This window comes from Paenibacillus tianjinensis (assembly GCF_017086365.1).
GTDB classification, from domain to species: Bacteria; Bacillota; Bacilli; order Paenibacillales; family Paenibacillaceae; genus Paenibacillus_AQ; species Paenibacillus_AQ tianjinensis.
On record NZ_CP070969.1, the window covers coordinates 6,236,778 to 6,259,351 of the forward strand.

At 49.9% G+C, this 22,574-nt stretch carries 20 protein-coding genes and 1 tRNA gene; 1 reads left to right on the forward strand and 20 read right to left on the reverse strand.

The window, feature by feature from the left end:
- Positions 1-45 precede the first annotated feature (45 nt).
- The 19 genes from JRJ22_RS28850 to rpsF all read right to left on the reverse strand — a co-directional run bounded on the left by JRJ22_RS28850 (position 46) and on the right by rpsF (position 21,652).
- Entirely contained in the window at positions 46-1,323 is a 1,278-nt protein-coding gene (locus tag JRJ22_RS28850; protein WP_206102588.1) for a YycH family regulatory protein, read from the reverse strand.
- Entirely contained in the window at positions 1,320-3,155 is a 1,836-nt protein-coding gene (walK, locus tag JRJ22_RS28855) for a cell wall metabolism sensor histidine kinase WalK (RefSeq protein ID WP_206102589.1), read from the reverse strand. The genes JRJ22_RS28850 and walK overlap by 4 nt, the downstream gene beginning before the upstream one ends.
- Positions 3,155-3,886 (reverse strand): response regulator YycF, encoded by a 732-nt coding sequence (gene yycF, locus JRJ22_RS28860; protein WP_054942622.1) that lies wholly within the window; start codon positions 3,884-3,886, stop codon positions 3,155-3,157. The genes walK and yycF overlap by 1 nt, the downstream gene beginning before the upstream one ends.
- A gap of 202 nt (positions 3,887-4,088) precedes the next feature.
- On the reverse strand, positions 4,089-5,618 hold the full coding sequence (locus JRJ22_RS28865; protein ID WP_206102590.1) for a peptidoglycan DD-metalloendopeptidase family protein: 1,530 nt from the start codon (positions 5,616-5,618) through the stop codon (positions 4,089-4,091).
- A gap of 403 nt (positions 5,619-6,021) precedes the next feature.
- Positions 6,022-6,675, reverse strand: a complete 654-nt coding sequence (locus JRJ22_RS28870; RefSeq protein WP_206102591.1) for a hypothetical protein — start codon at positions 6,673-6,675, stop codon at positions 6,022-6,024.
- A gap of 182 nt (positions 6,676-6,857) precedes the next feature.
- The gene (locus JRJ22_RS28875; RefSeq protein WP_206102592.1) at positions 6,858-8,144 is read right to left on the reverse strand and encodes an adenylosuccinate synthase; all 1,287 of its coding nucleotides are present in this window, start codon (positions 8,142-8,144) and stop codon (positions 6,858-6,860) included.
- A gap of 212 nt (positions 8,145-8,356) precedes the next feature.
- A complete protein-coding gene (dnaB, locus tag JRJ22_RS28880; RefSeq protein WP_206102593.1) occupies positions 8,357-9,718 on the reverse strand; it encodes a replicative DNA helicase in 1,362 nt (453 codons plus the stop codon).
- 1 nt (position 9,719) lies between these two features.
- Positions 9,720-10,166, reverse strand: a complete 447-nt coding sequence (rplI, locus tag JRJ22_RS28885) for a 50S ribosomal protein L9 (protein ID WP_206102594.1) — start codon at positions 10,164-10,166, stop codon at positions 9,720-9,722.
- Positions 10,163-12,172 (reverse strand): DHH family phosphoesterase, encoded by a 2,010-nt coding sequence (locus JRJ22_RS28890; protein WP_206102595.1) that lies wholly within the window; start codon positions 12,170-12,172, stop codon positions 10,163-10,165. The genes rplI and JRJ22_RS28890 overlap by 4 nt, the downstream gene beginning before the upstream one ends.
- Positions 12,173-12,183: 11 nt before the next feature.
- The gene (locus JRJ22_RS28895) at positions 12,184-13,101 is read right to left on the reverse strand and encodes a DUF2232 domain-containing protein (RefSeq protein WP_206102596.1); all 918 of its coding nucleotides are present in this window, start codon (positions 13,099-13,101) and stop codon (positions 12,184-12,186) included.
- 6 nt (positions 13,102-13,107) lie between these two features.
- The gene (locus JRJ22_RS28900; protein WP_206105356.1) at positions 13,108-13,410 is read right to left on the reverse strand and encodes a MazG-like family protein; all 303 of its coding nucleotides are present in this window, start codon (positions 13,408-13,410) and stop codon (positions 13,108-13,110) included.
- Positions 13,411-13,597: 187 nt separating this feature from the next.
- Positions 13,598-14,023, reverse strand: a complete 426-nt coding sequence (locus JRJ22_RS28905) for a CBS domain-containing protein (protein WP_206102597.1) — start codon at positions 14,021-14,023, stop codon at positions 13,598-13,600.
- Between the two features lie 180 nt (positions 14,024-14,203).
- Positions 14,204-15,241, reverse strand: a complete 1,038-nt coding sequence (locus JRJ22_RS28910; RefSeq protein ID WP_206102598.1) for an LCP family protein — start codon at positions 15,239-15,241, stop codon at positions 14,204-14,206.
- 403 nt (positions 15,242-15,644) lie between these two features.
- A complete protein-coding gene (opp4A, locus tag JRJ22_RS28915) occupies positions 15,645-17,360 on the reverse strand; it encodes an oligopeptide ABC transporter substrate-binding protein (protein WP_206102599.1) in 1,716 nt (571 codons plus the stop codon).
- A gap of 234 nt (positions 17,361-17,594) precedes the next feature.
- Entirely contained in the window at positions 17,595-19,553 is a 1,959-nt protein-coding gene (locus JRJ22_RS28920) for an endonuclease MutS2 (RefSeq protein ID WP_206102600.1), read from the reverse strand.
- Between the two features lie 436 nt (positions 19,554-19,989).
- Positions 19,990-20,364: a VOC family protein gene (locus tag JRJ22_RS28925; protein ID WP_206102601.1), complete on the reverse strand. Its 375-nt coding sequence runs from the start codon at positions 20,362-20,364 to the stop codon at positions 19,990-19,992.
- A 161-nt stretch (positions 20,365-20,525) separates the two neighbouring features.
- Positions 20,526-20,798, reverse strand: coding sequence for a 30S ribosomal protein S18 (gene rpsR, locus JRJ22_RS28930; protein WP_019914552.1), 273 nt, complete (start codon positions 20,796-20,798; stop codon positions 20,526-20,528).
- A gap of 21 nt (positions 20,799-20,819) precedes the next feature.
- Positions 20,820-21,320 carry a single-stranded DNA-binding protein gene (gene ssb / locus JRJ22_RS28935; protein ID WP_054942635.1) on the reverse strand — a complete coding sequence of 167 codons (501 nt, stop codon included), beginning with the start codon at positions 21,318-21,320 and terminating at the stop codon, positions 20,820-20,822.
- Between the two features lie 47 nt (positions 21,321-21,367).
- Positions 21,368-21,652: a 30S ribosomal protein S6 gene (rpsF, locus tag JRJ22_RS28940; protein ID WP_054942636.1), complete on the reverse strand. Its 285-nt coding sequence runs from the start codon at positions 21,650-21,652 to the stop codon at positions 21,368-21,370.
- A 217-nt stretch (positions 21,653-21,869) separates the two neighbouring features.
- Here rpsF and JRJ22_RS28945 point away from each other — a divergent pair, with 217 nt between their 5' ends.
- The gene (locus tag JRJ22_RS28945) at positions 21,870-22,067 is read left to right on the forward strand and encodes a YjzC family protein (protein ID WP_054942637.1); all 198 of its coding nucleotides are present in this window, start codon (positions 21,870-21,872) and stop codon (positions 22,065-22,067) included.
- A gap of 379 nt (positions 22,068-22,446) precedes the next feature.
- On the opposite strand, the gene JRJ22_RS28950 is transcribed toward JRJ22_RS28945, so the two are convergent.
- Positions 22,447-22,537, reverse strand: a tRNA-Ser gene (locus tag JRJ22_RS28950).
- Between the last annotated feature and the right edge of the window lie 37 nt (positions 22,538-22,574).

Consider the following 22,574-nt stretch of genomic DNA (forward strand, 5'->3'; position numbering starts at 1 on the left):
ATGCTTCATTGATTTTGCTTCGAATAAAACTCGCTTCGGAAGCCCCTAATTCAATGTGAGCACACTTCCGTCCTCGAGTGTCACCCGCCAGACCGGCACCAGCCGCAGTGATTCTCTCTGCTCTACAGGAATATAAGCCGGAATCAGATCCTTCACAGGTGAGCTTGAACTGATTCGTGCCAGCTTAACCTTGAGTTCTTCTCCTCCGGGGAGATTCACAAGTGTCTTTACAGCCTGGTCCTCCTCCGTATACATTAGCGAACGCTCGTAGGACGATACAGTTCCCTGCTGCAGCTCCAAATTAATGACGCCATACTGCAGCTGCGGTTTGCTCAGGATCGGATAGGAGCCGTAATACTGCTGAAATGAGACTTTACGCTCCTGCTTGTCCTCCTCCGTCGACGCCAGCCGGTAGGTTCCGTTCCATCCCCCGTGCTGATTCACAAAGTCGACCGCTTCCAGCGCATCCTTTGCAGGCGTACTGTCTCCGGCAGGCAGCGCCGCAGGATCACTATAGCTCATCCAGTTCTGCTCTTGGTCAACCTGAAGGCTGCGCTTGCTGTCTGTATAGATTTTGGAGCCGTCCTTCTCCGGAATATACCTGGTGCTTCCTGCATCGAAGAACAGGTTGCTCTGCATTTGTTCTATGGTATACATCCCCGACGGCAGCTCTGCCTCAACCAGAGGAAGCTTCTGCTCAGGAACATAATAATCACCATTCACTGCCGTATAAGGCATCCAGTTCGTCCCGAAATCGACATGCTGCTGCACGTCCTGGACGGTAAGATCGGCTTTAGCCGCTTCATAGACGATGTCACCTCTGGTGCTGAAAAAGACGGCATGTGCCTTCGAGTCATTTTTCACATTGTAAATCCAAATCCGGTCAATGCTCTCCCCCTCAAAGAGCGAATCCGGAGACAGCTGCATGACCCGCTGCAGCAACGTCACCGGAATGCCCGCACCGAAGGATAGCTCAATGCCGGGGTTCTCCCTGCGGATCTGATCCCAGTTGAAATCCTGCACCGGGCGCCGCTGGAAGCTCTCGAAGCCGCGTCCCTTGAGGCGGCCCAGAATCAGATCATAAAAAGTAGAATCCGGGTAGAACAATGTATGCTTGTCCCCGCCCATATGAATAATCATTCTGTCCGGATAGAGCAGATTCTCAACCTTTTCTTCCGGGCCCATATTATCAGTCTTAACATACAGGTTCTCTGACAATATCGCTGAGTCACTGCCTGGAAGCCGGTATATCAGATAATAGCTCTCTACCAGACTGCCCGCTACCAATAAGGCCAGAACCCAGGTCTTTATTCTTTCTTTCATCCCTCACTCCCCCTTTGCTGGTGCAGAGGCAGCGTAAATGTGACCAGTGAGCCCTCGTTAAGCTCAGATTGCAGGGAAATCGAACCCCCATGCGCTTTGACAATTTCCCGGGCAATGGACAATCCAAGTCCGGTGCCGCCCATATTCCGCGAACGGGCCTTATCCACCCGGTAAAAGCGTTCAAAGATCCGTTCAATATCCTTCTTAGGAATCCCGATTCCGGAGTCCCGTACCGAAATAGCCAGCATGCCGTCCTCGCTCTTCACTGCCTGCAGGCTGATCGTCCCGCCCTCCGGCGTATATTTCAGCGCATTGGAGACCAGATTGCCAAGCACCTGATCAATCTGATCGCGGTCCAGCCAGGCGGAGGCTACATCCTTATGGACAACCGTACTGATATGAATCCGCTTCTGGCGAATCTGGAAGGAGAACCTGTCAGCCACATCCTCCAGCATCTCGGAGATATCCGTCTGCTGAATACGCAGACTAGATTCCTTGGAATCCAGCCGCGAGAGATGCAGCAGGTCGGTTACCAGGCGGATCATCCGCTCCGTCTCATTACGGATAACCCCGACGAAGCGTACAGCAAGCTGCGGATCATCGAGTGCTCCGTCATCAAGGGCTTCGACATAGCTCTTGATTGTCGTCAGCGGTGTCCGCAGCTCATGGGAGACGTTGGCCACGAACTCGCGCCGCGATTCCTCCAGATTCTCCTGCTCGGTGACATCCTGCAGCACGGCAATCGTACCGGCGATTCCGCCGCCTTCACGGCGGTGGATCGGAGTAAAGGTAACTCTCACGATATTGGGATCCCCTCCGCCCATCGGAGAGAGGTGAATCATCGCTGATTGGGCATTGCCCTCAGCCAGCGATCCCGACTGCTCATGATTCAGGCCGAGGAGCTCATCGAGCGGCGCACCTTCCGGCAGCGGACCTTCCGAGCCCAGCATATGCGCAGCGCGGGTATTCATCAGAATGACCACCCCGCTCTCGTCGGTCGCTACAACTCCGTCACTCATATTCGTCAGGATCGAAGCCAGCTTCTCCTTCTCTTCTTCGTTCTGAGACAGAGCTTCACGAAGCCTGCCTGTCATATAATTAAACGCCTGGCTAAGCTGCCCGATTTCATCATTGCCGAACTCCGGCATTTTACGGTTAAACCGGCCTTCGGCAAGGGCGGTGGCATGCCGGGTCATCTCTTTAATCGGATGAGTAATCGTATGGGCGAGAATCACGCACAATACCGCGGTAAGCGCCAGTGCCAGGAGCAGACCTGAGAGAAACACGCTGTTAATCCGGCTCATAGTAGCGTATAAATCCTTCATATCGGCGGCAATATAGATAGCCCCTACCACTTTATCGCCGGAAAGCACCGGCTTGGCTACGACCTTCTTCCGCACATTATCATCGGCAATAATATATTCTTCATTGTCACTGATGCCTTGCAGCGCCCGGCTGACCACAGTCTGGGTATTGCGCTGTCCCACATAATCATTCTGGGAGGGGACTGAAGTGGTAATGATCTTACCGCTTGCATCAAGCACCTGGATCTCTGCACCGTTGATATACAGATTGTTGACCATGCCGCGCAGGCTCTCTACTGCCGTTTCTTCATCTGCGGTTCCGGCTTCGCTACCGAGCTTGTCTGCAGTCAGGATGGAGAGCATCTCCGCCCGGGCCTTCAGATCCTTGGTGAAATTCTCAGTCAGTGAATTCTTCATCGAACTGACAAAATACACCCCAATCAGCTGCATCGCCACTAGAATCAGCAGGACATAGATAATAGTCAGCCTGGCTTGAATCGTCCGGAAAAAGGACAGCCCTTTTTTCATCACAGGCCTCCGCTTTTGGGGCTATGCATCAAATAACCGAGTCCCCGCCGGGTGAAGATATATTCCGGTTTGCTGGGATTCTCCTCAATTTTTTCTCTCAGACGGCGGATCGTTACGTCTACGGTCCGCACATCGCCGAAGTATTCGAAGCCCCATACGGCCTGCAGCAGATGCTCCCGTGTCATAACTTTGCCGGCATGGCGGATCATATAGTAGAGCAGCTCATATTCGCGGTGGGTCAGGTCCAGTGCTTCGCCGTCTTTATAGACCATATACATATCGGTATCGACGAACAGGCCGAAATGATGCACGCCCTGTTTACTCTCTGCCATTTCGCTTAGCGATCCGGGCGGAGTCGGCTTATGCTGGCGCCGCATCTGGGCTTTGACTCTGGCCAGCAGCTCACGTGTGCTGAAGGGCTTGGTCACATAATCATCAGCGCCAAGCTCAAGGCCAAGGACCTTATCAATCTCCCCGTCCTTAGCTGTGAGCATAATGATGGGAATATCCAGATGGGCTGAGCGTACCTCACGGCAGACATCCATTCCGTCCTTGCCGGGAAGCATGAGGTCAAGCAGCATCAGATCGGGGCGAATAGATAGCGCAAGCTCCACCGCACTGTTGCCGTCAAAGGCGCAGATTACCTCATAGCCTTCTTTTTCTAAATTGAATTTTAAAATATCAGCAATAGGCTGTTCATCGTCTACTACCAGAATCGTTCCCATCTGCATATGCTCAGCTTCACCTTTCTCACCATACTTTTCATTGATTCTTTTATTTTAACATACCTGTCCTATAGAACGTGAACTTAAGAATGTTCCATTAGAACTTCGTGCTTAAGTTCATCTTATCTAGCGTCACACCCTACCTCTGGTCAAACTGAAAGCCGCCCGGAATATTCCGGACGGCTGAGGAATGTTATGAATTTATGAATTATTTCAAGTATTTCAGCGGATTGACCGCCGTACCGTTCTTGCGGATTTCAAAATGAAGATGAGTACCGGTCGAACGCCCCGTGTTGCCCATAATGCCAATCTTACCGCCTTGCTCAAGCCGTTGTCCGACCGATACGGAAATACTGCTCAAGTGGCCGTAATAGGTTGTATACCCATTCTTGTGATCGACGATAACAACATTACCGTACCCGCTCTGTACCCCGGCAAAAGTAACGGTTCCGGCATCGGCTGCTTTAATTGTGCGGTTGCCCGAAACAAGGTCGACCCCTTTATGAACACGTCCCCAACGTTCGCCAAAGCTGCTGGATAAGGCTGCGCCGCTGACCGGCCAGGCGAACATGCCTGTACCTTCACCGACAACCTTCGTTCCCCGGTAGACTACTTCAGGCAGTGATTCCTTCACTACGGTCTGGCCGAGCCACTCTTCCCTAACGACCAGGCCATTTTCCTTCGTCAGCCGGTACTGCATTTCCTTCAGCCCGGTCTGGCCTGGGCGCACTACCTTGCTCTTGCCTGCTGGCAGCTGATCGCTGGTACGGACAATAACCTCAGGTTCTGTGACCACCTGCTCGGTCACCTGTTCTACTGTAACTACCGTAAGCTCAGGCTGCGGAACGGTTAATTGCAGCTCATCCCCGATCTGCAGGGTGAGTTCTTTCACCGCAGGATTGTTATGAAAAATCTCATCCTGCGTAATACTGAACCGTTTAGCAATTCCGGAGATCGTATCGCCTTCCTGTACGGTATAAACAACCGGTTCGTCCTTGCCTTCGGTCAGTGCCTTGACTGCTTCCTCCACGCTCATGACTTTATTGGGATCTGCCTTTACCGGAACAATGCTCACTTCTTCCTCAATGGAGGCCGATTCAATCTTATCCCCACCAGCCGATGTAGCTGGAGTCTTACTGCTGGCAGCCGACATCTTCTTCAGCCGGGCACCAGCCGCCGCCGCTACTGCCGGAACATAATGCTCCTTGACGCTCTGCAGTACTGCATTTGCTGTCTCCTGATCCTTGACGATCCCGACAGATTTGCCATCGACAGTCAATTGTACACCAACCGCATACGCCTTGAGCATGCTATCCAGCTTGTCCAAAGTACCTTCACTGTCAACTTCCGGTTTATACGCCTGCTCCTGCTCCGTTGTAATGCCACTTGTCTGCAGTACCATTACTGAATCCGGATACTTTGTCTGATATTCCTGCCGCTTCTCTTCGAACAGCCGGTCAAGTTCAGACTCCTCACTGATCTTGCCGATTTCTTCGCCCTTCACCAGTACCTTGTAATAGGTTACCGTGTTTGCGGCAACATACTTCTTCTCTGCCCCGACTAAAAAGGCAGACAGCAGCACCAGACCGGCAGAAGCCGCGATCCAGGAGCGCCGCAATCTCCGCGGATTAGGTTCCTGATGAAAGACATTGGCTTCGCTCTCTGCGCTGAATTCCGCGGGTGTCTCTTCACTGCTCCGCAGCTTCCCCATCCGGCGCATGAATTTAAATCCCTTCATCAAACTCTCCCTTTCAATTGCCCGTTCAGTCCGCTATACGAGCGGACAAGCTTGTTTTACGACCCCTTATATATATTCTGCTGCATCTATATTTCTATTTGCGTTAGTGTGAATGATCTTGTTGTCCTGAACTGAGAAGATACGGTTCTAAAGCCCTTAGAAAATCCGGACAATATCCCCTAATCTAGCGAAAAATATAAGTATAAATCATGCCGTGAAACCTATGTTTTTCAGCCGTTTAAAAGGTTACAAAAATTTAACCCCTTCTAGTCCTTTTTTACTGTACCATAGCCGGGAGAAAAATTTCAACTTCGCGGTCATGGCAAAACCCGCGAAAATCGCGGGTTTTTATCCAAAATATGACGTTTAAACAATATAACTGTGTCAATAAAGTGACACTTTTTTAATGCTGTGCATTCTCATCTGCTTCAGGTGTAAGCATTTTCATTAGCATCTCATATTCATCCTGATTCACGTATTTAGCAATGACTTCCTGTATTTCCTTCACTTCACTTTCCGTCAGTCCATCCTCCATCGCTGTGGAGATCTTCTGCATCTCCTCCTGTGGAAGCTTGGTCATCAGAATGTTGAAGATATTGGCCTTCTCCTCAGCCGGAAGGCTGTCCTTCAGATCGCTCATCGCATCCGGTGTCATAACCAGCTGCTGATCCAGGCCCTCGTCACTCTGTTTGTCCGCATCTGCAGCCTCTCCCATAACGGCCAAGGCATCTTCGGGGACCTTTTCCTCTACAGCCTTGTCACTATCCTTAGCGGGTGTATTGCCGGTTCTCTCCTTGTCCGTCTGGGTTGCAGCAGGAACGGTGTCCTTCAGATCGTCCTTGATATCCGTGGCATCCGCATCCGCCTTCGCCCCCATTCCCGTCAGACTTTTCACAAAGCCGCCGATACCCGGTTCCGGTCCATCCAATTTAATATCAAAGCTTGCCAGAACAGACTGAATGTACGTATTGACTACATATGCGGTAGTCAGTACGGATAGCGCGCTGGCCAGCACAACGATCAGGCATACGCCAATTGCACTTTTAACTATTTTCACCATCATCTCTCCTTGCCCTCTGTCTTATCCCATTTCCCGTTAGATCAGTCCTTTAGCACTGTATTCTTCCAGTATTGACCAGATTGGGCAGCGGGAAACCTGCAGCAGGCAAAGAGCGTACCTCCAGGGAATACACTATGTACAAAAAAAGGGCCCCATCCGGGACCCTTGTGATTTATAGCTTAGATATAGATAGGCAATACCTGATTGGTCTGCTCACGGTTACGTCCCACAGAGAAGATCGCAATCGGAATACCTGTAAGCTCTGCTACACGTTCTACGTAGCGGCGTGTATTAGCCGGCAGATCGTCCAAAGTCTTGGCTGCAGTGATATCCTCGTTCCAGCCTGGAAGCTCTTCATAGACCGCTTCACATTCAGCCAGCATTTTCAGACTAGCCGGATAGTGGGTAATTACCTCACCGCGGTATTTGTAGCCTGTGCAGATTTTGACCGTATCCAGGCCGCTGAGCACATCCAGTGAGTTGAGTGACAGGCCGGTAATTCCGCTGACACGGCGGGCATGACGCACAACTACACTGTCAAACCAGCCGACACGGCGGGCACGTCCGGTTACAGTACCGTATTCATGGCCGGTCTCACGGATATAATCGCCAGTTGCATCGTTCAGCTCTGTAGGGAACGGGCCATCGCCGACACGGGTTGTGTAAGCTTTGGCAACGCCGATAACCTGCTTGATCTTCGACGGACCCACACCGGAACCGATGCATACACCGCCGGCTGATGGATTCGAGGAAGTTACAAATGGATATGTCCCTTGGTCGATATCGAGCATTACACCTTGTGCACCCTCGAACAACACTCTGGAATCCGCATCAATGGCATCATTGAGTACAACCGACGTGTCGGTTACATAACCGCGGAGCACTTCTGCATACTCCAGATATTTCACCAGGATCTCTTCCACATTAAGCGGCTCTGCACCGTATACCTGAGTGATAACCTGGTTCTTCTCTTCCATTAAGTGACGAAGTCTAAGCTCGAATTCCTCAGCGTCCATCAGATCAGCGATCCGGATTCCGTTGCGGGCAGCTTTGTCCATATAAGCGGGGCCGATTCCCTTACGGGTCGTGCCAATTTTGTTCGGGCCTTTGCGGTCTTCTTCAAGCGCATCCAGCAGCATATGATAGGGCATAATGACATGGGCACGATCACTGATCACCAGGTTTTTGGTATCGAAGCCGTTCTCATGAATATAATTAATTTCTTGGATCAGGGCTTCGGGATTGATCACCATTCCGTTACCGATTACGCAAGTTTTCTCTTTATAAAATACACCAGATGGAATCAAGCTCAGCTTGAATTTCTTCCCGTCAATCAGAATCGTGTGACCGGCATTGTTACCCCCCTGATACCGGGCGACCACATCTGCGCTCTCCGCCAGAAAATCCGTGATCTTCCCTTTGCCTTCGTCTCCCCATTGTGTTCCCACGACGACTACCGTTGACATGTTCATTCCTCCGTAGGTGCTTGCTTAGCACCATTATTTTTCATAATATGGGCTCTGTACAGCGTTCTTATGTACGCAGCCCTCCGGACGCTAAGCGGTTTAACCCGCTAAAGCACAATAACCAGTGTAACAGCGGTACTTTTTAAAGTCAAATAAAAACGAACGATCACACAAGGAAATGTGCAATCGTTCGGATATTGTGCATAAATCGCCTAACCTGCAAATGGTTCCGCATGCGCCCGCTCGTAGTTGACGAACTTGTTAAAATTCTTCAAGAAAACAAGCTCTACGGTGCCTACTGGACCATTACGCTGTTTGGCAATAATTATTTCGATAATGTTCTTCTTTTCCGTGTCCTGATTATAGTAATCATCACGGTACAGGAAGGCTACGATATCAGCATCCTGCTCGATCGAACCCGATTCACGAAGGTCACTCATCATCGGACGTTTATCCTGACGCTGCTCTACACCGCGGCTAAGCTGGGACAGGGCAATGACCGGAACGTCCAATTCACGGGCAATCTGCTTCAGCGTACGCGAAATTTCGGATACTTCCTGCTGGCGGTTCTCGCCCGCTTTGCCGCGGCCCTGAATCAGCTGCAGGTAGTCGATGACGATCATGCCAAGGCCTTTTTCCTTCTTCAGCCTGCGGCATTTGGCTCTAATATCGGTAACTGTAATCCCGGGCGTATCATCGATGTAGATTTCCGACTCTCCCAAGGCCTGAATGCCCATCGTCAGCTTGGACCAGTCGTCATCGCTTTTGAATTCACCGGTACGCATAATGTTGGCATCCAGATTGGCTTCGGCGCAAATCATACGCTGTACCAGCTGCGCCGCCGACATTTCCAGACTGAAGATCGCTACGGTCTCTTTGGCCCGGACCGCTACATTCTGGCATATATTCAGCGCAAATGCAGTCTTGCCGACAGAAGGGCGGGCAGCAACAATGATCAGATCATTGCGCTGAAAACCGTTGGTCATATGGTCAAGATCAACGAAACCGCTCGGAATCCCCGAGGTATTGCCTTTATTCTGATGGAGCATTTCCACCCGGTCAAATACCTCCATCACTACATCGCGGATGGCAATAAACCCGCTGCCGCTGCGGCGGTTAGAGATTTCTAAGATCCGCCGCTCCGCATCGCTCAGCATGATGCCTACATCTTCGCCGCCGGTATAACCTTCGCTGACAATTTGTGTCGCTGTACGGATCAGCCGCCGCAGCATCGCCTTTTCCTCGATAATTTGAGCATAGTAGTCCACGTTGGCCGCAGTCGGCACTGCATGCGCCAGCTTAGCCAAATAGCTGACACCGCCGATATCCTCAAGCTCTCCCTTGTCCTGAAGCCGGGACGTCAGGGTAATCAGATCAATCGGCTGGCTCTCTTCTCCGAGCTGCACCATCGCCTCAAAAATCATCTGATGCGGTTTATCGTAGAAGTCTTCGGTATTCACCCGCTCCATCGCGGTAATCAGCGCCTCATCATGCAGCAGAATAGCACCCAGTACGGCCTGCTCCGCCTCCAGATTCTGCGGGGGAACCCGATCGAAAAAGAGATCTCCACCCATGTTACTCCTCCGTTACTTGAACCGTGAGGTTAGCCTTTACTTCAGTATGCAGCTTCACATGAACCTGGAATGTACCCACATGACGGATCGGGTCGCTCAGCTCAATTTTGCGCTTGTCAATAACGATGCCTTGAGTTGCAGCCAGGGTTTCCGCAATCTGCTTGCTGGTGATTGCACCGAACAGACGGCCGCCCTCACCCGATTTTGCTTTTAGCGTCAGTGTCAGCTCGTCCAGCTTCTTGCCGAGCTGCTGCGCTTCCTCTTTCTCCTGGTCCTTACGGCGTTGTTCAGCAGCAGCCTGGTTCTCCAGTGTTTTTACATTGCCTTCTGTAGCTGGACGAACCAGCCCGCGCGGCAGCAGGAAGTTGGCTGCATACCCTTCGGATACCTCTTTAACCTGCCCCTTCTTGCCTTGTCCCTTAACATCTTTTATGAAAATGACCTTCATTCGAACAGCCCCTCTTTCGCTTCAATTTCAGCCAGCACTTCCAGCAGTCTGGCTTCTGCTTCCTTACTTGTTCCTTCAAGCTGTACCGCAGCGTTGGACAAATGCCCGCCGCCGCCCAGCTTCTCCATCACGACTTGAACATTCATCCGCCCGAGTGAACGGGCGCTGATGCCGATCAGGCCGTCAGGCCGCTCACTGATGACAAAAGATGCCACCACGTTAGTCATCCCAAGCAGCGTATCTGCGGTCTGGGCGATAAGCAGCTGCGGGATTTTCATTCCCGGTGCGGTTACAACCAGCGCTATATGATCATACACCATTCGCGCATGCTTGATAATTTCGGCTTTGGAGATATACTCCTGCAAATCCTCTTTCAGCATCCGCTGGATAAGGATCGTATCCGCCCCGATCCGCCGCAGGAAACCTGCTGCTTCAAAGGTGCGCGAGCCGGTATGGAGAGCAAAATGCTTCGTGTCGACCGTAATCCCGGCGAGCAGCATGGTTGCCTCCAGCGGGCTAAGCTTGATCTTATCGTGGATATACTGCAGCAGCTCTGTTACAAGCTCACAGGTGGAGGATGCATACGGCTCTAGATACACCAGCACCGCTTCGTTGATGAATTCCTCCCCCCGCCGGTGATGGTCAACGACCACAATCCGGCTGGCATATTGCACAAGACGCGGTTCCATCGTCATAGAGGCCTTATGGGTATCTACTACGATCAGCAGCGTATGCTCGGTCATGACCTGCAGCGCCTGCTCTGTGGTGATAAAGGTCTTGTACAGATCCTCGTCCCGCTTGATCTGCTCCATCATCCGGGTAATGGAGGGGTTAGGCGTCTCCATTACAATGCTGGCTTCCACATTGTACATCTGGGCCGCTTTGAGCAGGCCAATCGCTGCCCCTACGGCATCGATATCGGGGTTACGGTGCCCCATAATCAGCACCTTATCGCTCTCCTGCATCAGATCGCGCAGGGCATGGGCAATAACCCGCGCCCGGACTCTCGTCCGTTTCTCTGCGGCATTGCTCTTGCCGCCGTAGAAGGACAGGCGCTGGCCCGCCTTCACGGCTGCCTGATCTCCGCCGCGTCCCAGCGCCATGTCCAGACTGGATTGCGCCAGCGCTCCCAGCTCGCTGGCAGACTCCGCGCCATACGCGAGGCCGATGCTCAGCGTCATCGGCACCTTAAGGTCGGCGGTCATTTCACGCACCTCATCGAGGATGACAAACCGGCTCTCCTCCAGTGCCTGCAGGCTGCGGTGATTAAGCAGCATCAGGTAACGTTCGGAAGACAGCCGCCGGAGATACACCTCGAACTGTTTGCTCCACTCGGTAATCTCACTGGCCACCTTGGCGATCAGCGAGGTACGCTGCTGGTCATCCATACCCTGAGCCGCTTCATCGAGATTGTCCATCATAACGATGCCGATAGCCAGTTTCTCTTCTTCATAGCGCTCACGCAGCACTACAAGCTCAGTAATGTCATATAGATACAGCATACGTTCACTGGGAATAATCACTGCCTGGTAATACCGGTCGTCTACAGTGATTTCCTGTCTGACATCCTTAAGTATGCCGATGTCCTTGGCGATTTCCCGCTTGACTGGACCACTGCCCGTCAGTGCAGGCACTACATCAGGTAATAATTCCTGCAGCTCTTCACCTACCAGCGATTTGCGGCTAAATATATCACTGGCATTGCGGTTGTTCCACTCCACCGTGCGGTCCTCGCTGTAGAGGATGATTCCAAGGGGGAGCATACTGACCGCTTCGCCTTCGACCCGCTTGATACGAAAGGACAGGCCGTTAATATATTCCACCAGATTGCGCCGGAACGCCAGCTCCGCCTGCAGCATCGAGAAGCACAAGGTGCCGGCCAGAAACAGACTGGTCACACCCAGAACCCAGTTGTAGATACTGACGATGATAATAAGGACCAGCAGCAGCATGAACGCCCAGACGGTATGATAGCCGTGCCAGCGTCTTTGCAGAAATTTAGGCATGACCTCTCACCCTATCGTTTCGATTTCTTCACAAGCTCCCGCAGCGGGAACGCAATATCGATAATACCGATAATCCAAAGCCCCGGCAGCCAGACAACGAGCAGTGACAGCAATATTGCCACAATCTTGCTCCACTTGCGCTCATGGACCAGGAAGAACACGAACCCGATGGTCTGAATCTTAAAGACAATTTGGAGTAATGGCAGCAGATTGGCGGAGATCATCAGCATAAAGTTGCTATCTGAATTGCCAAAGAACAGGCTAATTACTACACCCAGCAGATAGTACCAGATAAAGGATCTTGAAAGTCTCCATTCGCGCGCAGGCTTCAGCTTCGGAACCGCATATCCCATACTGTTAAGGATAGGGCGAACAATGGAGTGGGTGATTACAGCCATCATAAAGGAGCTTAGAATCAGTGTCATCGGAATGACCTGTATCGTCATATGACTGATTGTGTTTACATCCTCAGATGTAAGATTGAACTCACTGATCATCGGATTGCCTGTACCCAGATCGGAGAGCGGGGACATCACCATTTGCATCATATCATTTACGTAAGTGGAAAGATCAAAATTGAACAGCGCCGTACCAATCACCAGCAGCAGCAGAAACTCACCCAGAATGGTAACGGTTCCTGCCATGATGGTGGACAATGCCGAGGAGCGTCTCTTATACCATCGTCCCATGACTAAAGCCGGGATCAGGAAATACAGTGCTAACAATACGTAGACAGGTGTAATCAGGCCTACAATCAGCAGAATCGGCAATAAATGCACAATAAACTGTTTTGTACTCAGGGTAGTGAACAACACTACGGCCGGAATAGTTAAAAAAAGTGTAGTGATAATGAGCAGCGGGGTTGATAGGGATAGCAGCAGCAGCAAGTAGGCGATGCTCCATGCCACAGATGTCCAGCGAAATTTCAACAGTTTTCACCTCTTACGCATATGTTCTTCTAACGCAGATATATCCTGGTACCACTCTTCAAGCTGATGCCCTTCCTGCCTGTGCTTTCTTAGCTTCTCCAGTAATAAATCATCCAGTTCTCGGTAAGGAATGCCAAGTCTGCGGCCCAAGATATAAGAGCTCATAATCAGACTCGCCAGACTGTCGCCTACACGGGCGGTACTGCCTTCCCAAAGCGCTTTAAATAACCGTGAGACTTGATCGATTACTTCGGTCTTTAACCACTCAATAACCTTGGCGCGTTTGGCCACATCCAGATCCTTCGGCACATTGGGCACGTCTCTCTACCTCCGGCAAAAAGCATTATTCTCCATTATAGCATAAATATTTCGCAGTCACACGAGAGGGTCCGGCCGCCGGGTAACTGCAATTTCATGCCTTTCAAAAAAGGCCCGCATTCCGTTATCGCCGGAAATACAGGCCCTAAAGTTCATCTGCTTCTGCCGTGATTATAGGTTATAAAGATTCCTGCGATTGCCGGGAGACGACCTTCTCACAATATTCAATGATTTGACTCCGACGGACAATTCCGATGAACCGGTTCATGTCATCAACCACCGGCACAAAGTTCTGCACTTTAGCCAGGTTGATCAGATCTTCCATATCCGCATCGATCGAGACCGGCAGATTATTCATCCGCAGCGGTACATCCTTCAGCAAATATTTTGAAGCATTCTCAAAGGTAACCGTCCCGCCCGAATCCTTCATGTACCAGAGCAGATCCCCTTCTGTCACCGTACCGGCATATTCTCCGTTGCGGTTCAGAATCGGTACAGCGGTATAGCGGTGAAACTCCATCCGTTCCAAGGTCTGGCGCAGTGTTGAATCCAAGGTAACACAGGCCACTTCTTGTTTAGGAAGTAAAAAAAACGCAATATTCATCTCTTGATCCTCCTCAAAGAGTTCCGAAGGAATTAACCCTGCTATTTAGGGCACCCGTAGTAATACGCCTTACCCAGCAATTCGTTCCACTCCATTATACCATGAAGACAGGAAGCAGCAGCCACTAACATTACACATGGCTGCTGCATTCTTACTCTTATGGTATTTGCTACGGGTTGATTACTGTGCTGCTGCTGTAGCCGAAGGCTCCAGTGCATTCTCAGCCTTGCCCGGCTCGATCAGCTGGCTTACCGGAGTGCCGGCATTCATCCAATTGTCGATCATTGCCCGGGCTTCGCTTAAATCCTCTTCATCGACGATATCATAATACACGCCGTCAATCTTCTTGCCTTCACCCATGACGGTAAAGCTGGAAATATCCATATCCTTGCCGCCCATGAACTTTTTGGCGAGACTAATAATGGTGGAAGGCTGCAGATCTGTCTTGAAGTTTTCACCCATAATATCGAGCAGTTCAGGGATTTTGCCAATTTGGCTGATTGATAACATTTTATTCGCAACTACATCAATAAAGACCTGCTGGCGTTTCGTCCGGTTAAAATCGCTGTCTTCACGGTAGCGCGTATAATTAAGCGCCTCTTCACCGTTATAATTCGATTTTCCGCCTTCGATGGTGAATTTCTCATGATCGGCGCCTTTGTTCACAATGTCCTTTTTGATGGGCAGCGGAACACCGCCGATGGCATCGACTGCATCCTTAAGGCCCTGGAAATTGATCGTAGCATAATATTGAATGTCATGGCCGAGCAGTGCTTCAAGTGTATCTTTTGCCATCTGCTGACCGCCGAATGCATATGCATGGGTGATTTTATCTTTTTTGTTGCCCTTGTGCCCGATGATTTCCGTATACGTATCGCGGGGGATGGAGATCAGCAGGATTTTGTAATCCTCCGGACGGATAACGGCATAGATCATCGTATCCGAACGTGCTGTCTCATTCGCCCGCTGATCTGTTCCCAGCAGCATTAAAGAGAATGGATCGCTTTTGTAGACAACGGGTTCCGCCTGTACAGTGGACGTGCTGTCCTTAATCAGCGGCTCATACGACTCTTCTGCCAGTTTGGACTCCACCCGGTCGGCCAGGAAAAGATCAAAGGCCAGTACAGAAAGCGGCTTTTGAAACAAAAAACCTCCGGCGAGAATGACTACAACGGCTATAAGGGCTATATACCTTTTTTTAAACTTATTTTTTTTCATAAATGGGTTCCTTCTTTGTGTTGGAATATACAGAATAAACAAATGATTGCTTGCGATCTATTTTCAATGCCTGCCCGCCTTCTTCCAGGCACTCATGTCTGAATTTCTCTAGGCCGTCTTACTTGCCCTATTCGGTCTTATTGTCCCCCCTTTCAGGAATCAGGGTCTTTCTAATTGTAGAATAAACCTGGAAAACTGCTTTGACACAAACAATATTTCTATTGTAATCACTTGTGCCTTAAAAAGAAATAACAAAAAACGACATTAATAGTACGTTAGCTGCCGGTAATTACTTAAGTATATGACGTTCAAAATTGCAATTTGTTTTATTCCGGCAAAAAAAAAACAGAACCGGCAGGCCCAATGCGTATACGTCGCGGGGGCCTTGCGATTCTGTTACTGTTTAATCCATTTCCTTAATCCACCATTTGTCCGGCTCAATAATATTGCTCATGGAATCGACATGCACACCCTGCAGGCGCTTGTTTACAGCAGTAATATTGACCCGCTCTGCAAAAAAGATCATCGGCACTTCCTCATTAATCAGCTTCTGCCATTCATAATAAATCTGCTTCCGGTATTCCTTATCATAGGCTTTGTTCCCCACTCCTTCACGAATCAGCTCTTCGCTTTGCTCCGAGGACCAGCGGGAGTAGTTCCACAAATCGGTTGCCCGCCAGAGTCCCGAAGGATCGGGATCGCTTGCCAGCCCCCATACTCCGTTGAATAATTCAACGGTAGGGTCATCCTTTTCCACTGCCTCATAAAAAAGGTTCAGCTCCTTAAGTGCCCCGCCATTCAGCCGCACATCTAACCCAACATCCCGCCAGTTTTGTAAAATTGCCTGTGTCCGCTCTACGGTCGTACTGCTGCCGGTCATAGCATCATAATGAATAACCAGCTTCTGGCCTTTCGGATCCTCACGCATTCCATCTCCATCTACATCGAGATACCCTGCTTCATCAAGCAGAACCTCCGCCTTCTCCGGGCTGTATGGATACGTATCAATTTCAGTATCGGCAATCTTGGCCCAGCTGGAGCTTGGAATCGGTGTCTCAATCAGCTTGCCCAGTCCATAAGAGTATTGGTTAATAATCCCTTCCCGGTCCAGAGCGTAATACATTGCTTTGCGCAGCCGTTTGTCGGTGAATTTGGGGTTGTCCATCACATTCCGCCGTGCAGTTTCATCCCAATGGCCGAATTTAAAGCCTATGTATTCGTAAGACAGTTCCGGAGATTGCATGAGGGATATGTTATCGAGCTCTTTAAGTGCAGCAAAGGTCTCCCGCGGCGCCGTACCAATATCAATGCCGCCCGTTTCCAAAAGCCCGGTAATTTCACTGTCCTTTACTACCTTATAGTTAATGCCATCTAATAAAGCCTTGCCCTTATAATAATTATCAAACCGCTGCATCCGGACAAGCTGGCCAGGCTGAATCTCCTTCACCTCAAAGGGTCCAATGCCGATCGGCCTCTTCCGTACCTGATCACTGTCGGCCATATCTTTAACAGCTACTCCGCTAAAATATTTCTTATTCATCGGATACGGCCACAAGTTGTCAATGGTATTCACCCGTGCCGAATTCACGGTAATCCTGAGCGTATACGGATCTATAACCTTTACACCGCTTAGCTGATCTGTTTCTCCGCGATGGTAGGCTTCCACGCCCTTTATCATTTCCACACTATAATACCTGGAGCCTGTATAATCAGGGCTTGCGATCGTCTCCAGCGCAAATTTCCAGTCTTCAACCGTCAATTCATCGCCATTATGCCAGCGGACCCCCGGTCTGATGTTAAAGGTAAATACGGTATGGTCATCAGATTCCTTCCAGGAAGCAATGTTAGGAACGGTAGTCAAATCATCCTTCACAGTAAACATGGCCTCGGTAATGAAATCAAGCACATTAGAATCATCTTCGCCCTCAAAAAACGCCGGGTCAAACAGGCCCTGGAACGGAGCAGTATATGCATAGGTAACGGTACCGCCTGAGATGGCTTTATCCTCCGCCTTGCTGTAGCGTACCGGGTAGGAATCGCCGCCTGAACCAGCGCCATTACATGCCGACAGGATAATTGTCATTACCAGCAGTAGTCCGCTGATCTTGAATTTAAGCATGAAGTCCTTCCTTTCTTCTATACTGCGGTTAAGTGAAAGCGTTTTCCTGCGATAAGCTATATATATCATATAATGCGTAAATTTTTAAATCATGAATTTAACAAACTACAATATTGAGGATAACCAATAATCGAACAGATGTGAAGCCCAATAAATGGATGCTGTATCTGAGAGGGTATTCCCCCCGGCAAAAAGGCCTGCCCACCGGGCAGACCTTCAGGTATAAATCTCCGTTCAATTCTCTTCGTCTGTGTGAATGATGCTTAAACCCTCCACATGCCGCTTTCGCATCAGCTTGCGCTTTTTCCGGTCTTCCTTGGTCTCGAAAATAATATCAAAATCGTAGTCCTCCGGATACAGCTCATCCTTAGACAAGTAGGGTTTAAGCCGTTTATGGTTGAAGCGCATTTTTTCCTTCTGGATCATTACACCGACTATGCCCATACTGTCTTGTTTTGCATAGACGATCCCTGTTCGGTTAAGCGAGCTGACGTAAACGGCATCGCCAATTTCAAAGCCGGATGTCGGGTTTTTATTGTCTTTTGGCAAATTCGCCTCTTCCTCTACCGGGGCTGGCGTATCTTTCCCGGAATTTCTGCGCAGCTCATGCTTGGTATATGCTCTTATGCCTCTCCCTCTGCCTGCCGCCGTCTCCGGACCCTGCTGCTCCCGCTGCTGCACCACGAGCTGGCGTGAACGCCGGATAACCTCCGCAGGAATGCCCAGCTTCTCGGCAATTTGCAGCGCGTAACTCTCTCCAGCCTCACCGATTGTCAGCCGGTATAATGGCCGCAGTGTATCCTTATCAAACTCCATCCGCGCATTTTCGAAACCCGGGGTAGACGCTGCGAATACTTTTAACTCACTAAAATGTGTGGTAACGATAATATTGGCCCCACGCCGGTTCAGCTCCTCCAGAATGGCAATGGAGAGTGCAAAGCCCTCCCCAGGGTCTGTTCCCGCCGCCAGCTCATCAATCAGCAGCAGCACGCCTCTGCCAGCGTAGCGAAGCATGCCCTCAATACTCTTCATTTGGGCCGAGAAGGTGCTTAGAGACTGTGTGAGGCTCTGTCCGTCTCCGATCACACTGATCATATCTGAGAATACCGTAAAATCGCTGTTCTCCTCCACAGGAACCAGCAGCCCGGATTGTACCATTGCGGTCAGGAGGCCCAGCGTCTTGAGGACCACTGTTTTCCCGCCGGTATTAGGGCCGGTAACAATCAGTGATTTATAGCCCTGGCCAAACTCAAGGCTTACAGGTACCATATCCTTCAGTTCTGGATGTCTGCCTCCGTTCATCCGTAAGAATCCACGCTCATTCAAGGCCACCTTCCTAGCCCCTAGAGTCCTAGCGTATTTAGCCTTGGCAAAGATGAAGTCATAGGTGCCTGTTACTTCAATATTGATCCGCAGCGCCTCCTGCTCTTGCTCTACAAGGCCGCTCAGCATACTCAGAATGATGCTCTCTTCTCTGGCTTCATCCGCTGCCAGCAGCTCAAGCTCGCCCTGCAGGGCGGCTACCTCATAAGGCTCCACGAACACCGTCTGCCCGCTGGTGGACTGGTCCAGCACAGAGCCCTTGACCTGTTTGTGATACTCCCGTTTCACAGGGATGACATACCGGCCGCCGCGCATGCTGACCAGATTCTCCTGAAGGATCGACTGGTGCCGGGACATAATGCTCTCCAGCTTCCTTTGCAGCCGTTCCTTAGCCACTGCCAGCTTCTTCCGCACCCTCTCCAATCCCTTGCTTGCCTGATCATCAATTACCCCGAAGCGGATACAGCGTTCAATCTCTTCCCTTACCTGCTTCAGTTCCAGCAGCGACGCTCCATAAGCAGCAATACGCGGGGCAATCTGCTCTTTGGAGGCCATATACTTGCGCAGCTGACTGCAGCTGTTCAGAAAAGTAACGATGGCTGTGAAATCCTGCTCATTGTAGAGATACCCCGTACCCATCAGAGACATGATCCATTCGATCCCCTCTAACGAAGGCAAAGGAACACTTGCCCCCCGCTCCAGCAACTCTTTGGCCTCCTCCGTTTCATCCAATGCCCGGTGTACCGCCGGCAGATATGTCATCGGACTCAGCTCATTCACCATTCTTCGGCCCTCATAGGATACGGCATGCCGTGCTACATCCTTTTTAATGTCTTCATACCCGAGTGTGCTTAGGCTTTCTAGATTCACTGGTATTCCTCCTCTATTCTTCAACAGTCATCGGTATTTGTTCCTAACGCAAAAAAGGGCAAAGACTGCACTATGCAGTCCTTGCCCTCATTCGGATGGTATTGTCCCTTGATGTGCTGACCTCCCGCTTCACGACAAAAATCATGTCCCGGAAAACAGAAAAAACCGTGCTCAAGAGCACGGTTAATCACAAAGAGAACAATAGCCGTAAAGAGGCCATGTTGACGCTTCGCGTGTTCTTAACTAATCATCCACTCTGCGATAAGTTTAGTATGATTTGCACATACTCAAACAGAGCAAGCCCCCGGTAAAAATGAGTCCTGCTGTTACTTATCCTCAAGTGATATGAAATTGCTTAGTTAAGAACGCTCACCAACATCAAAATTTCCCCTTTAGTTATAGGATACCTGTAATTTACTACATTCTGCTAAGAGAGTCAATTCCCAGTGAAGAAATTGAACACCCACGTGATTCCATTCCTGCTGTCAGCAACTTGTCCATGCAGTGCCCCAAAAAAGGTCTTTTGCAGCTCAACCTGGACTTTTCCGCCATCCGCTACCAGCTTCCCGTAGATGCTGCGTAGCTCCTCTTCGCTCTCCAGAGCCATAATAATGCTGACATTCTCTGTTTTGGCCCCCCGGCCATAATCGTCAGAGAAATGGATCAGGCTGGATCCGAGCACCAGATCGGCATGCAGCAGCTTACCGTTATGCTCATTTAGTACTTGGATTTCACCGCCAAATACGCTTTGATAATACTCCACTGATTCACGTACATTCTCAATAATTACATAGGGGCTTGCACTGATCATTATTATTCCTCCGGCCTTTTAGTTGGACGGCTGCCAGCCGTCACTCCTTTTTATTATATACAATGGCAGCGCTGGTTACCAAGCCTTGAGCCGGCTCCCTCTACACATCCGCAGACATAACAAAAAAGCAGCCGGCTAAGCCGGCTGCTTCGTAAAACGTCCTATTCCGTTGTGTAAGGCAGCAGCGCGATTTGACGCGAGCGTTTTACAGCAATGGTCAGAGCGCGTTGGTATTTTGCACTTGTACCAGTTACACGACGCGGCAAAATCTTTCCGCGTTCGCTGATGAACTTCTTAAGAAGCTCAGTGTCTTTATAATCAATGTGAGTAATCTTGTTCACAGTGAAGTAGCACACTTTTTTGCGCTTGTTGCGTCCACCACGACGTGCCGGTCTTTTGTCGTTGTCTCCGCCTTCTCTTTGTTTGAAAGCCATGTTCAGTTCAGTCCTTCCTTATTAAAATGGCAAATCATCGTCCGATATATCGATCGGTTTTCCATCGCCCGAAAAAGGATCTTGATTATTGTTGCTGCGCGAAAAATTGTTGTTATTTCCGCGTCCACTGTTACCGCCGCCACCATAGGATGGTTCTTCGGGTACATTTCCGCCACTTGGCGCATTGCCACCTTCACGATTCTGCGAGGATTCCAGGAAACGGACATTATCGGCAATAACTTCAGTAACGTATACACGTTTACCTTCGTTATTCTCGTAATTCCGAACTTGGATGCGGCCTTCTACGGCTGCCAGACGCCCTTTGCGCAAATAATTGGCACAGGTCTCAGCCAGCTGTCTCCAGGTTACTACCGGGATGAAGTCCGCTTCGCGTTCACCGTTCTGGCCCGTAAAGTTGCGGTCTACGGCAAGCGTAAACTGCGTTACGGCAACACCAGCGGGAGTATAACGAAGTTCCGGGTCACGGGTCAACCGACCGATCAGAATGATACGGTTCAACAATTCAATCCCCTCCTTTTAAGCGATTCGTTACAAAGCTTGTCAAGATCTTAGGCAACGTCGTTCGTAATGAGATAACGAATAACTTCGTCGGAAATCTTCATGAGACGCTCGAGTTCAGTAACTACTGCAGGTTCTGCAGTAAAGTTAACCAAAACATAAACGCCATCACGGAATTTCTTGATCTCATACGCAAGACGGCGTTTACCTTGCACATCGTGCTTTGTAATTTCTCCGCCGTTGGAGATGACGCCTTGGAATTTTTCGACTGCTGCTTGAACGGCTTCTTGTTCAATGTCAGGACGAATAATGTACATGACTTCATATTTGCGCATAATTTTCACCTCCTTATGGTCTGCGGCCCCTGATCACGTCAGGAGCAAGGAACGAGCACAAACATAGACTCGCACCAAATTAATATACCAAATAGTTCTGCTGATTGCAAGTACTAATAATCCTCGGCAGATCATGGGAGCTTATGGGCTACATGAACAGCACCCGGCCGGCGCACAATATAACCGCATTACCACATCATCTGAGGAGGGATCAAACATGGGTGAACAAACTGAATATGAAAAAGGCGACAAAGCACCAAACCCGGGAGTCTATACAGAAGTAGGAGAAGCCCGCAGCTTCCACACTCAAATTACGAATCCAAAACGCATCACGATGGAAAAGGGAGATACCTTCCCTGAGACCACAAACAAGGACCGCAAGTGGAAAAAGGTTGAAAAAGCCCGGGTTCATTAATTTTTTCACATCACATGTATAATAAAACGGGTTCCGGCCCATAATAAACTCAGGCAGTACAAAAGAGAGGTGTGGTTCCGTTGGACGTCGTAGACGAACACAATCACTGGGATTCTGATTCAGCAACTATTGTAACCCGGGAACAGTAAGGCTGGCCCTTAAAAAAGGCATCAGCTTTTGCAATACCCAATCACTTTAGCGGCTATAAACAGAGAAATTCCGAACATCATTGATGTACTGCCTCTGGAGAGAGATCCGCAAGGATCTCTCTTTTTGTTGTGCTTGGTTAATATAACAACACTGCATTCGATTTCTGATAACAAAAAAACCTCCGCAATAGCGAAGGTTCTATTTATCAATGATATTAGTTGTGCTGTAGTGGCGGAGAGGGTGGGATTCGAACCCACGCACGCTGTGACACGCCTAACTGATTTCGAGTCAGCCCCCTTGGGCCTCTTGGGTACCTCTCCGCAGCAAGATTTATTGTATCATGTCACCTACAGTTTT

Coding starts and splice junctions, on each gene's coding strand:
- JRJ22_RS28850 (WP_206102588.1), bottom strand. CDS start 1,323: ATGAAAGAAAGAATAAAGACCTGGGTTCTGGCCTTATTGGTAGCGGGC.
- walK (WP_206102589.1), bottom strand. CDS start 3,155: ATGAAAAAAGGGCTGTCCTTTTTCCGGACGATTCAAGCCAGGCTGACT.
- yycF (WP_054942622.1), bottom strand. CDS start 3,886: ATGCAGATGGGAACGATTCTGGTAGTAGACGATGAACAGCCTATTGCT.
- JRJ22_RS28865 (WP_206102590.1), bottom strand. CDS start 5,618: ATGAAGGGATTTAAATTCATGCGCCGGATGGGGAAGCTGCGGAGCAGT.
- JRJ22_RS28875 (WP_206102592.1), bottom strand. CDS start 8,144: ATGTCAACGGTAGTCGTCGTGGGAACACAATGGGGAGACGAAGGCAAA.
- dnaB (WP_206102593.1), bottom strand. CDS start 9,718: ATGGGTGGAGATCTCTTTTTCGATCGGGTTCCCCCGCAGAATCTGGAG.
- rplI (WP_206102594.1), bottom strand. CDS start 10,166: ATGAAGGTCATTTTCATAAAAGATGTTAAGGGACAAGGCAAGAAGGGG.
- JRJ22_RS28890 (WP_206102595.1), bottom strand. CDS start 12,172: ATGCCTAAATTTCTGCAAAGACGCTGGCACGGCTATCATACCGTCTGG.
- JRJ22_RS28905 (WP_206102597.1), bottom strand. CDS start 14,023: ATGAATATTGCGTTTTTTTTACTTCCTAAACAAGAAGTGGCCTGTGTT.
- JRJ22_RS28910 (WP_206102598.1), bottom strand. CDS start 15,241: ATGAAAAAAAATAAGTTTAAAAAAAGGTATATAGCCCTTATAGCCGTT.
- opp4A (WP_206102599.1), bottom strand. CDS start 17,360: ATGCTTAAATTCAAGATCAGCGGACTACTGCTGGTAATGACAATTATC.
- JRJ22_RS28925 (WP_206102601.1), bottom strand. CDS start 20,364: ATGATCAGTGCAAGCCCCTATGTAATTATTGAGAATGTACGTGAATCA.
- rpsR (WP_019914552.1), bottom strand. CDS start 20,798: ATGGCTTTCAAACAAAGAGAAGGCGGAGACAACGACAAAAGACCGGCA.
- rpsF (WP_054942636.1), bottom strand. CDS start 21,652: ATGCGCAAATATGAAGTCATGTACATTATTCGTCCTGACATTGAACAA.
- JRJ22_RS28945 (WP_054942637.1), top strand. CDS start 21,870: ATGGGTGAACAAACTGAATATGAAAAAGGCGACAAAGCACCAAACCCG.